9 protein-coding genes are annotated in these 10581 nt (G+C 70.7%); 6 read left to right on the top strand and 3 right to left on the bottom strand.

Translation table 11 applies throughout. The features are described 5' to 3' along the window. Nucleotides 1-53 precede the first annotated feature (53 nt). The 4 genes from COGEMETH_RS01355 (at nt 54) to COGEMETH_RS01340 (ending at nt 5089) form a co-directional block, all read left to right on the top strand. The gene (locus COGEMETH_RS01355; protein WP_238180827.1) at nt 54-1514 is read left to right on the top strand and encodes an efflux transporter outer membrane subunit; all 1461 of its coding nucleotides are present in this window, start codon (nt 54-56) and stop codon (nt 1512-1514) included. An 83-nt stretch (nt 1515-1597) separates the two neighbouring features. Next, entirely contained in the window at nt 1598-3133 is a 1536-nt protein-coding gene (zwf, locus tag COGEMETH_RS01350) for a glucose-6-phosphate dehydrogenase (protein ID WP_238180826.1), read from the top strand. Between the two features lie 205 nt (nt 3134-3338). After that, a complete protein-coding gene (locus COGEMETH_RS01345) occupies nt 3339-4340 on the top strand; it encodes a helix-turn-helix domain-containing protein (protein WP_238180825.1) in 1002 nt (333 codons plus the stop codon). 509 nt (nt 4341-4849) lie between these two features. Next, nucleotides 4850-5089, top strand: coding sequence for a hypothetical protein (locus COGEMETH_RS01340; RefSeq protein WP_238180824.1), 240 nt, complete (start codon nt 4850-4852; stop codon nt 5087-5089). A 232-nt stretch (nt 5090-5321) separates the two neighbouring features. Here COGEMETH_RS01340 and COGEMETH_RS01335 read toward each other — a convergent pair whose 3' ends face one another. From COGEMETH_RS01335 to COGEMETH_RS01325, 3 genes are all read right to left on the bottom strand, one after another. Further along, entirely contained in the window at nt 5322-5495 is a 174-nt protein-coding gene (locus COGEMETH_RS01335; RefSeq protein ID WP_238180823.1) for a DUF3606 domain-containing protein, read from the bottom strand. 151 nt (nt 5496-5646) lie between these two features. Next, the gene (locus tag COGEMETH_RS01330) at nt 5647-6426 is read right to left on the bottom strand and encodes a restriction endonuclease (protein ID WP_238180822.1); all 780 of its coding nucleotides are present in this window, start codon (nt 6424-6426) and stop codon (nt 5647-5649) included. A 262-nt stretch (nt 6427-6688) separates the two neighbouring features. Beyond that, nucleotides 6689-7177: a Ros/MucR family transcriptional regulator gene (locus tag COGEMETH_RS01325; protein ID WP_238180821.1), complete on the bottom strand. Its 489-nt coding sequence runs from the start codon at nt 7175-7177 to the stop codon at nt 6689-6691. Between the two features lie 404 nt (nt 7178-7581). Between COGEMETH_RS01325 and COGEMETH_RS01320 the strand changes: the two genes are divergently transcribed. Together COGEMETH_RS01320 and COGEMETH_RS01315 are read left to right on the top strand one after the other, a co-directional pair. Beyond that, the gene (locus COGEMETH_RS01320; RefSeq protein WP_238180820.1) at nt 7582-7737 is read left to right on the top strand and encodes a hypothetical protein; all 156 of its coding nucleotides are present in this window, start codon (nt 7582-7584) and stop codon (nt 7735-7737) included. Between the two features lie 58 nt (nt 7738-7795). Continuing rightward, nucleotides 7796-10477 carry a bifunctional acetate--CoA ligase family protein/GNAT family N-acetyltransferase gene (locus COGEMETH_RS01315; protein ID WP_238180819.1) on the top strand — a complete coding sequence of 894 codons (2682 nt, stop codon included), beginning with the start codon at nt 7796-7798 and terminating at the stop codon, nt 10475-10477. Nucleotides 10478-10581: the final 104 nt, after the last annotated feature.

Below are 10581 nucleotides of genomic sequence, written 5' to 3'. Positions count from 1 at the left end.
AGGGGGGAGGGAAGGCGCGGCCGTCCCCCCTCCCAACCCTCGCCCTCCTCGCCCTGGCCACCGCCCTCTCCGGCTGCGTCGTCGGGCCCGACTACACGCGCCCCTCCGTCGAGACCCCGCTGGCGTTCAAGCAGGGCGGCACCCGCGAGGACAGCGCGGGCTACGTCGCCGGCAAGAAGAACTGGCGCCCGGCCCAGCCCAACGACGGGGCCGAGCGCGGGGATTGGTGGCGGGTATTCAAGGACCCGGCGCTCGACAGGCTGATCCGGCTGGTCGACGTGGACAACCAGTCCCTGCGGCAGGCGGTGGCCAATTACCGGCAGGCGCGGGCGCTGGTGGAATCGGCCCAGGCCGCACTCTACCCCACCGTGATCGGCGCACCCGGCATCACCCGCTCGCGCGCCCTCGGGAACGAGCGCACCAGCGTCTCCCTCCAGGGGCAGGCGAGCTGGGAGCTGGACCTGTTCGGCTCGGTCCGCCGCAGCATCGAGGCGGAGACGGCCCTGACCCAGGCCGACGCCGCCCAGATCGGCCTGGTGCGGCTGGCGACCCAGGCCGAGGTGGCCACCAACTACCTGTCGCTACGCTACGCGGATTCCCTCCAGAAGGTGCTCAACGAGAACGTCGAGAACTTCAAGCGGACGCTCGCGATCACCGAGAACCAGTACAATGCGGGCGTGGCCGCCCGCTCCGACGTGATCACCGCCCAGACGCAGGTGCAGACGGTGCAGGCCGCGGCCATCGCGGTCGGGCTGACGCGGGCGCAGTTCGAGCACGCCATCGCGACGCTGGTGGGGCGCCCGCCCTCGGAGCTGTCGCTGCCGGTGGCGTTCCTGCCCCAGCGCCCGCCGGCCGTGCCGGTGGGCATCCCTTCGGCCCTGCTGGAGCGGCGGCCGGACGTGGCCCAGGCCGAGCGCACCGTGCAGTCCCAGAGCGAGCGCATCGGCGTGGCGGTGGCCGCCTTCTACCCGACCGTGACGATCTCGGCCTCCGGCGGCATCTCGGGCCTGACCAGCGCCGGCCTGTTCTCGCCCGTCAACCAGGTCTGGTCGGTCTCGGCCGCGGGCACCGAGGTGCTGTTCGACGGGGGCGCGCGCTCGGCCGCCGTGCAGGCGGCGCGGGCCGCCTACGACGCCGCGGTGGCGGGCTACCGCCAGACCGTGCTCACCGCCTTCGCCGAGGTCGAGAACGGGCTGGCCGGCGTGCGCATCCTCGCCCGCCAGCAGGTGGCCCAGGACGCGGCCCTGGCCTCGGCGCGCCGCGCCGTCGAGATCACCCTGAACGAGTACCGGGCCGGCACCCAGAACTTCACCACCGTGGTCACGGCCCAGTCCCTGGCGCTGAACAACGAGGTGGCCGCCCTCCAGGTCCGGCTGTCCCGCTTCACCACCGCGGTCGCCCTGATCCGGGCGCTCGGCGGCGGCTGGGACGTGCGCAGCCTGCCCGGCGACGGGGAGCTGAAGGGCCCCCGCCTGCCGATCGACGCGGGCCAGGCGGTACGGCCGGACGAGTAGGGCCGCCCGCGCGGGGCCCCCGGAACGGTCGCGCCGGCCGCCGGTTGTCGTGCGGATTTGCTGCAGTGCCGCGGAGGATACGCATGCCCAAGCCCGAACAGCCCGAGGCTACCCTCGAGGACGGCGCGGCCGGCGGCACCGGGCCGGCCCCGCCCTGCACCCTGGTGATCTTCGGCGCGGGCGGCGACCTGACCAAGCGCCTCCTGATGCCCTCCCTCTACAACCTCGCCGGCGCGGGCCTGCTGCCGGAGGGGTTCCGCATCCTCGGAATCGACCACAACGACAATTCCGACGACGGCCTGCGCCGCGACCTCACCGCCTCGATGGAATCCCTGAGCAAGGACCCGGGCTCGGAGTTCCACGCCGACCGCATCGACCCGACGAGCTGGGGCTTCGTGCGCGACCGCATCCACTTCCTCAAGGGAGATTTCGAGGATGCGGCGACGTTTTCGGCCATCACGCAAAAGGTCTCGGGCAGCGCGGTGTTCTACCTGGCGGTGGCGGCGCGCTTCTTCGGCGGCATCGTCGAGGGCCTGGGCCGGGCCGGCCTGCTGAAGCAGGCGGAGGGCGAATTCCGCCGGGTGGTGATCGAGAAACCCTTCGGCAACGACCTCGCCTCGGCCGAGGCGCTGAACGCCCGCATCCTCGAACAGGCCGACGAGAGCCAGTTCTACCGCATCGACCACTTCCTGGGGAAGGAGACGGTGCAGTCCATCATGGCGCTGCGCTTCGCCAACGGCATGCTGGAGCCGGTCTGGCGGCGGGAATACGTCGACAGCGTGCAGATCACCGCCGGGGAGACGGTGGGCGTCGAGGAGCGCGGCGGCTTCTACGAGCCGACCGGGGCGCTGCGCGACATGGTGCCCAACCACCTGTTCCAGCTGCTCTGCATGGTGGCGATGGAGCCGCCGAACTCCTTCGGGGCCGAGGCCGTGCGCAGCGAGAAGGCCAAGCTCGCCCAGGCCGTGAAGCCGATCCGCCCGGATCACGCCGTGCGCGGGCAATACGCGGCCGGCACACTGGAGGGGGCGGCGGTGCCGGGCTACCGCGACGAGCCGCACGTGGCCGGGGATTCGAACACCGAGACCTACGTCGCCCTCAAGCTCGATATCGACAACTGGCGCTGGGCGGGCGTGCCGTTCTACCTGCGCACCGGCAAGCGCATGACGAGCCGGCGCACCGAGATCGCGGTGCTGTTCAAGCCCCCGCCCTTCCGCCTGTTCGAGGGCACGCCCGTGGAGAGCCTCGCGCCCAACGTGATGCGGATCACCATCGACCCCGAGCACGGGGCGGGCACCGAGCTCAACGTCAAGGTGCCCGGCCCGCAGATGCGCGTCGGCCGGGTGCAGACCGCGTTCCGCTACGCCGACTTCTTCGCGAACACGCCCAACGTCGGCTACGAGACCCTGCTCTACGATTGCATGACCGGGGACGCGACCCTGTTCCAGCGGGCCGACAACATCGAGGCCGGCTGGGCCGCGGTCGACCCCCTGCTCCGGGGCTGGCCGCAGGCCGGCATCGAGACCTACCCGGCCGGGACGCCCGGCCCGAAGGCCGCCGACGACCTCCTGGCCCGCGACGGCCGGCACTGGCTCGGCCTCGACGGCAAGACGGATTGAAGGACGGGCCGAGCCCGCCGCCGGCGCGGCCGCGCCGCATCGCGTCGAGGCGGCACGGCCGGCCGGTTTTTGCCATGCGCCCAGGCCGGCCTTATGGTCGCGGATGCCGTCCGCTCCGCCTGCGGCGCGGCCGGTATCCCGTATGCGATGTCCGAAAGGTGATCGTCGCCACTCCGTCGCGGTCGAACGGTTTCAGGTTTCCACGATGAAAGGCCACGGACCGCTCGATCCGGCCACTTGGCGCCCCCAAAGCCGGCTCGTCGCGAGCATCACCTCGTTGCGCCAACTCCAAGTCTTCAACGACAGGGGCGGCATCGCGGTCGATTTCGATATCAGGCGGTCCATCCAACCCGACATCGAAGTCGTCGGCAGCCAGAGCGAAGCCTTCAGCTTCTGGGAGACGCGTTCGGCGAGCGGCTTCGTCACCAAGCCGAAATTCAACGCCGAACTGGTCACGATCCGCTTCGTAACCAACGGTCAGATCGTCTACCGTCACCGGACCGGCAAGGCCCTGGGCTCGCCGACACACGCCACGCTCGTCGGCTTCGAGGATCTGCGCGAGGTCCAGGCCTCGAGCGGGTTCAATGCCGTCAGCGCGACGATCGCGGTCGAAGCCCTGGTGGCTGCCAACGACGCGCTCACGGGTGGCACGCAGGTCGGCCTGCAACCGCTTGCGCCGATCGCCGAAATGACGCTCCCCGGCATGCAGGCCCTGTTCTGCACGCTGAGGCAGGTCCAGAGTCGAATTCAGGACGTGAGCCGACACGACGACCTGATTTTTCCATTGCTCAAGGAGGTGATGAGCTACCAGCTGCTCTCGTCCTGGCCGAAACGCGAGCAATCGAAACCGATCGCGAAAAAAGACATCTCTCGCCACAGATTTCAAACCGCACTCGATTATATCGAATCCCACCTTTCCGGCACGTTGATGTTGGCCGACATCGCAGCGGCGGCCGGCATCAGCGTTCGTTCGCTGCAAGACGACTTTCGTCGAAGGCTCGGGAGCACACCGGTCCAGTTCATCATCGATCGTCGACTGCAGAACGTCCATCAGGACCTGAGTTCGCCGACCAAGGCGATGCATTCGATCGGCGACGTCGCAAGGCGATGGGGATTCGTTCATATGAGCGACTTCGGGCAACGGTATCGGCGCTTGTACGGCTACCCCCCGTCGGAGACTCCCCGGGATGCCGCCCGCCATCACTGAGCCGCGGAGCTTGAGTATAGCCCGTAGAGCATTCGCGCATCGAAACCGCAGGCTTGAAGCGCGGCCGACTATCAAAATAACGTATACAGCTATAATTTTTACGCAAATTTGACGACGCCGATTTTTCCCTTAAATGATGCTCGTCCGTTTTGTTTTCGATACTGAATCAGATACCCATGAAAATTCCGGGAGAAGACAGACACTTCGTTTCGATATTTCTAAATACTATACACGATCGATATCGAACGAAATACGAACTATATTACATAAACAAATATACCGCGTCCCATGCCGATGTCTGATCTGTTTTTCGAGTTCGGCGGTCCGGGACCGACATGCTCGCTCTCTCAGACAACGACGCGCGCGACGGGCTTGCGAAGACGGATCACGGCCGAGCGAGGATTTTATTCAGATCCGATGCCGGCGCCGAATTCCTCGCCCGGGCCCCGCAATCCTCGACCGAGCCCCAGTCGCAGGATGACCCCGTCCTACGAACCGAGACCTGCCGCATGACCGACGAACTGCCGCCTGAGCGTGCCGCTCAGATTCGACGACGCATCGCCATGGCATTGGGCTGCACGGTCGAGGACCTGGCCAGTGGCAGCGGAAGCCTCGGCGATCTCATGGAGACCAACGAACTTCTGACGCTGTGGGACGCGATCCGGAGCGACGAGGACCGTCGGAGCGTGCTGAAGGCCGTCCGCGACGTGGTGCAGGCCCAGACGGCGTCGTCTCCGCCACCGGATTGACCGCCGTCGACGCGGCGCCGCGGCCCGTCGCTCCCGGAACGGGCAAGAGCCATGGAACGGGCAAGGGCCACGGAACGGGTCTTCGCGTGCTTTCCTCCGGCGGTCGGCAAGCCCGCGCCGGCGCAAGACGGCGAGGATCGTCCCTCTCCGGACCCGGCCGGACGCCCCCGACAGCCTGCGACAGGACCGGACGGCGTCCCCGGTCTCGCGAACGCCCGCCCGGACGCGTGCCTCAGGTGGCCGGGCGGAACCCGAGATAGGCGGCGACGCTGCTGGCGCGGGTGCCGACCATGCGCACGGCCTTGCGCAGGCGCTCGTCGCTGATGCCGAAATGATGCGACCAGTGCTCGCGCACGCTGCGGTCGTGGATGTCGATATGCGTCTTGACCCGCGATTCGGTGGTCATGGAAGCTGCCCGATCTGGAGGGTTCCGGCGGCGCCGGACGGTTCCGGGCGTCAACCGCGCAAGGGCATCCGGGTTGCGCCGTCCGGAGCGAAATCCGCAGGGTTCGTACGAACCCCGGTCGATCGCCTCGCGCGGCGGATCTCGGCTTCGCTCAAGCCCCGCGCGGGATTGCCGATACCGTCGCCCGGCCCTCCGGTTCGAGGCCGGGCAGGTCGTCGTGGTGCAGGAGCAGCACACCGGTCGCCGCCGCGAGCTTGCGGGCGGCGGACGTGAAGCCGGCATTCGAGACCACCGCCGCCACGTCGCCCGACCAGTAGCGCCGGGCGGCGGCGGCCTCCTGTACCGCGGCATTGCCGACGGGCCGGCCCAGCCGCTTGCACTGCACGACGAGGCGCGTGCGCCCGCGCGTGGCCACGATGTCGGCCCCCTGGTCGCCGCTGGCGGGCGTGGCATGGGTGCGCCAGCCGCCCTGCGCGAGGCGGCCGGCGCAGAAGCGCTCGTAGCCGATCCCGTCTTCGGGCGCCTCGTCCTCCTCGGGCAGGTGCACGGCGTCGGCCACCGCCTCGACGATCGCCAGCATGGTCTCCCGCCGCGCCTCGGTGAGGTCCGGGAAGCGGCGCTCGACCTGCGGCAGCACCGTGCGCGCCACGAAGTAGTCGCGCTCGCGCAGCCAGCCGTCGCGGATCAGGTTGCCGTAGGGATCGACGAAGCTCTCCTGCCGCCGCCGCAGGGCCAGCGTCGGCGCATGGCGCCGGGCGATCCGGCGCACGCGGGACCGGAACCGGCGCGGCCGGTCGAGGTGGTGCAGCAGGACGAGGCAGACGGCGAGGCCGGCCGCGAGCCCGCCCGCGCGGCCGTAGGCGAAGGCCAGCGCGCAGCCGGCCAGGACCGTCCAGAACAGGCGGGCGACTAGGCTGGGCTGGCCGGGCATGGACCGTCTTCGGAAGGGCTGCCGGCCGGGTCCGACCGATGCCCTCCGTCATCGCAGGCGGGGCTTGCCCGATCTCTAACGGCGCGGCGCGGAGGCCGACCGTTGGCGCGGGATAGGGCCCCGGTCTCGCACGCCCGTCGCCCCTGGGCAGGCCGGAAACGACCTGCCCAGGGGCGCAGGGCGTGCGATCTGCGCTCGATCCGAGACCGCGGAAAAGCTGTGGACAGCCTGCCGCGTCACGTCCGGGCCGGCGCCCGGCGGATCAGCCCTCGGCCGACTTGCGGGCGCGACGCTCGACCGGGGCGGGCGCCTGGGCATCGGCCGCGGGCGCGGCGCGGTTCTTCCGCCGCTGCTGGCCGAGTCCCATGGTCCTGGCCAGTTCGGAGCGGGCCGCCGCGTAGTTCGGCGCCACCATCGGGTAATCGGGCGACAGGTTCCATTTGGCCCGGTACTGCTCCGGCGTCAGGTCGTAGCGGGTGCGCAGGTGCCGCTTGAGCGACTTGAACTTCTTCCCGTCCTCCAGGCAGATCAGATAATCGGGCTGGATCGAGCGCTTGACCGACACGGCCGGCGTCGGGGCCTCGGCCTTCTCGGCGGCGGGGCCGGCGGTGAGGGTGTTCAGGGTGGCGTGGATCGCGGCGATCAATCCAGGCAGCTCCGAGACCGGGAGCGAGTTGTTGCTGACGAAGGCCGATACGATCTCGGTCGCCAGCGTGATGTAGTCTGGCGCAAGGCCGCTCTCGACGGTCATCTTTTCCCCATGTCTGATAAGTGTGATGAAGTCGACACTCGAAGGGCCGGCGCGCTTCGTCGGACTCAAGCGTTCAAGACATTCGACCGCAGGTTGTTATGGGCTTGTAGACCCCAACGCAAGATGCCGCCCGGTTTTCTCTGATTTCAAACACGCTTCATTATAAATTTGACTTCGTGCTACAGTTGCCTAGACAACCAATCGCGCGTCGCTCATCCCGACGCCGGCCCATCGCAACGATCCGGAAACCGAGACGCGAAATGGCGGTCGATAACCGCGCCCGGGCCCGGCCCGCCGCTAGCGGAGCGGCCGGACATGCGGGAACTTCGGTCGTTCCGGCGCGTTGCGCGCGGAAAGCAGTCTCTCGATACGAATACCAACGATCGGACCTGGGGAGGTCTCGCATGCAGCCGGATTGGATCACCGTCGAGCGTATGGCCGAAGCCTTCGGCCTCACCGTCCCGGCAGCCCTGGAACTGGCGGAACGGATGAACTGGCCGCGGGTCTTCAAGGCCCGCGAGACCCTGGTCCTGGCGCCGCAGCCCGCGGCACGGGCCTGACCGCGGCCCGCCCCGACGCGGCGCCGAGGCGCGGCGGCGGGGACGGCCCGGAGCGGCTTTGAGCACCTATCGGTTCGATGCCCTCCTGAGACCCCGTTCCCTCGCCCTCGTCGGCGCCAGCGGACGCGAGGGCTCCCTCGGGCGCGCCATCCTGGACAATTTGCGGGCGGCGGGCTTTCCCGGCCCGATCTTCCTGGTCAACCCGAACCGCGACACCGTGGACGGCGCCCCGTGCGCCGCGCGGATCGCCGATCTGTCCGCGGTGCCCGACCTCGTGGTGATCGGCGCGCCGCCGGAGCGCGTCCCCGAGATCGTGGACGATGCGGGCCGTACGGGCGCGGGCGCCGCCGTGATCCTCACGGCGCGGCTCGGCCTCGGGGCGGACGACCCCGGCCCGCGGGCGCAGGCCATCGCCCGGAGCCACGGCCTGCGGCTGCTGGGCCCGGACAGTGCCGGCCTCGCGGTGCCGGGCCACAGGCTCGACGCCAGCCTGTTCGCCCACGCCCCGGCGCCCGGCGACCTCGCCCTGGTCTCGCAATCGGGCACGGTGGCGGCCGCTATCGTGGAATGGGCGGTGCGGCACGGGGCCGGCTTCTCCGCCGTGCTGTCCCTGGGCGGTGCCTGCGACGTGGACGTCGCCGACTGCCTCGACCACTTCGCCGGAGACCTGCGCACCCGCGCGATCCTGCTCTGCCTCGACCGGGTGGAGGATGCCCGCCGCTTCATGTCCGCGGCCCGCGCGGCCGCGCGGGCCAAGCCCGTGGTGGTGCTGCGCGCCGGGCGCCACGCCCCCGACGCGCGCCGGCCCGTCACCCATACGGGGGCGCTCGCCCGGCCCGACGCGGTGTATGCGGCCGCCTTCCGCCGGGCGGGCCTGCTCGCGGTGCAGGACCTCGACGAGATGTTCTCGGCCGCGGAGACCCTGGGGCGCCAGCGCCCGTTTCCCGGGCACCGGCTCGCCATCCTCACCAACGGGCGCGGCATCGGCCTGCTCGCCGCCGACCGGCTCGCCGACAGCGGCGGCACCCTTGCGCAGGTGACGCCCGCGGACGGGTTCGGCGCGGAGAACCCCATCGACCTCGGCATCGAGGCGGGCGGACCGGCCTTCGCCGCCGCCCTCGAACCCCTGCTCGCCGACCGGGCCAGCGACGCGGTGCTGGCGATCCACGTCCCCACCGCCCGCTCGGACGCGGCCGCCGTCGCGCAGGCCATCGCCGGGACCGTGACGCGGGTGCGCCGGGGCCAGACGCGGAAGAAGCCGGTCTTCGCCGTGTCGCTCGGCGAGGAGGCGGCCGCCGTCGCGGCGCTCTCGGAGGCCGGCATCCCGCGCTTCGCCACGGATTCCGAGGCGATCGAGGGGTTCCTGCACCTCGTGCGCTACCGCGAGGCGCAGGACGACCTGATGCGCACCCCCGACAGCCTGCCGCGCGACTTCACCGTCGACAGCGAGGCCGCCCGCGGGATCGTGGCCCGCGCCCTGCGGCAGGGCGCGTCCTGGCTCGATCCGGTGGCGGTGGCGGGGCTGCTCACCGCCTACGGCATCGCCACCGTGCCGCTGGTGCTCGCACCCGACGTGGACGCGGCGGCGGCCGCCGCGTGGCCGATCATCGCCGGCGGCGGGCTGGTGGCCCTGAAGGTCGTCTCGCCGGACGTGGTGCACAAGTCCGACATCGGCGGCGTCCACCTGGACCTGGCGAGCGAGGCGGACGTGCGGGAGGCCGCCCGCAGCATCCTGGCCCGGGCCCGGCGCGAGCGGCCGGACGCGCGCATCGCGGGGTTCGCCGTGCAGCCGATGGTGCGCAAGGGGCAGCGCCGGGAGCTGATCGCGGGGCTGGCCGAGGACCCGACCTTCGGGCCCGTCGTGGTGTTCGGGCGGGGCGGCACGGCCGTCGAGGTGATCGACGACCGGGCGCTGGGCCTGCCGCCCCTGGATCTCGCGCTCGCCCGCGACCTGATCGGGCGCACCCGCGTCGCGCGGCGGCTGGCCGCCTATCGCGACGTGCCGGCGGCCGACCTCTCCGCCATCGCCCTGACCCTGGTGAAGCTGGCGCAGCTGGCCGCCGACCTGCCGCAGGTGCGCGAACTCGACATCAACCCGCTGCTCGCCGACGAGACCGGCGTGGTGGCCCTCGACGCCCGCGTGCGCCTGGGGCGCGGGCCGGAGCGCGTCCGCCGGGGCCGCGGCCACCCGCGCTTCGCCATCCGCCCCTACCCGACCGAGTGGGTGCGGACGATGACCCTGAAGGGCCGCGCCATCCGGGTCCGCCCGGTGCGCCCCGAGGACGAGCCCCTGTTCCGCGCCTTCTTCGCCGAGATCGACCCGGAGGACGTGCGCCTGCGCTTCTTCGCCCCCGTGCGCGACTTCAGCCACGCCTTCCTCGCCCGCCTGACCCAGCTCGACTATGCCCGCGCCATCGCCTTCGTCGCGCTCGCCGACGCGGAGGCGGGGCCGCAGACCATGCTCGGCGCGGTGCGGCTGCACGCCGATGCCAACCGCGACAGCGGCGAGTTCGCGATCCTGGTCCGCTCGGATGCCCGCGGCACCGGGCTCGCCTACGCCCTGATGCGGCTGATGCTCGACTGGGCCCGCTTCGAGGGCATCCTCTCCGTCGAGGGCACGGTGCTCTCCGAGAACCGGCCGATGCTCGCGGTCTGCCGCCGGCTCGGGTTCTCACAGGTGCGCGATCCGGACGATGCGGGGGTGGTGAAGGTGCGGCTCGGTCTCACCCCGGCAGCTTGAGCCGGTCGAAAAAAGGCGATTATATCGTTTATACTTGCAGGCGGACGGCCTAGAGCGTGTTATGAACTGATCATCAATTGTCCGACCGTAATTACCCAGGCCCT

The sequence above is a fragment of the Methylobacterium trifolii genome, from assembly GCF_022179685.1.
In the GTDB taxonomy this organism is placed as follows: domain Bacteria; phylum Pseudomonadota; class Alphaproteobacteria; order Rhizobiales; family Beijerinckiaceae; genus Methylobacterium; species Methylobacterium trifolii.
Note: the sequence above shows the minus strand (reverse complement) of the source record. Positions and strands in the feature narration are given on the sequence as shown.

Coding starts and splice junctions, on each gene's coding strand:
- zwf (WP_238180826.1), top strand. CDS start 1,598: ATGCCCAAGCCCGAACAGCCCGAGGCTACCCTCGAGGACGGCGCGGCC.
- COGEMETH_RS01345 (WP_238180825.1), top strand. CDS start 3,339: ATGAAAGGCCACGGACCGCTCGATCCGGCCACTTGGCGCCCCCAAAGC.
- COGEMETH_RS01340 (WP_238180824.1), top strand. CDS start 4,850: ATGACCGACGAACTGCCGCCTGAGCGTGCCGCTCAGATTCGACGACGC.
- COGEMETH_RS01335 (WP_238180823.1), bottom strand. CDS start 5,495: ATGACCACCGAATCGCGGGTCAAGACGCATATCGACATCCACGACCGC.
- COGEMETH_RS01330 (WP_238180822.1), bottom strand. CDS start 6,426: ATGCCCGGCCAGCCCAGCCTAGTCGCCCGCCTGTTCTGGACGGTCCTG.
- COGEMETH_RS01325 (WP_238180821.1), bottom strand. CDS start 7,177: ATGACCGTCGAGAGCGGCCTTGCGCCAGACTACATCACGCTGGCGACC.
- COGEMETH_RS01320 (WP_238180820.1), top strand. CDS start 7,582: ATGCAGCCGGATTGGATCACCGTCGAGCGTATGGCCGAAGCCTTCGGC.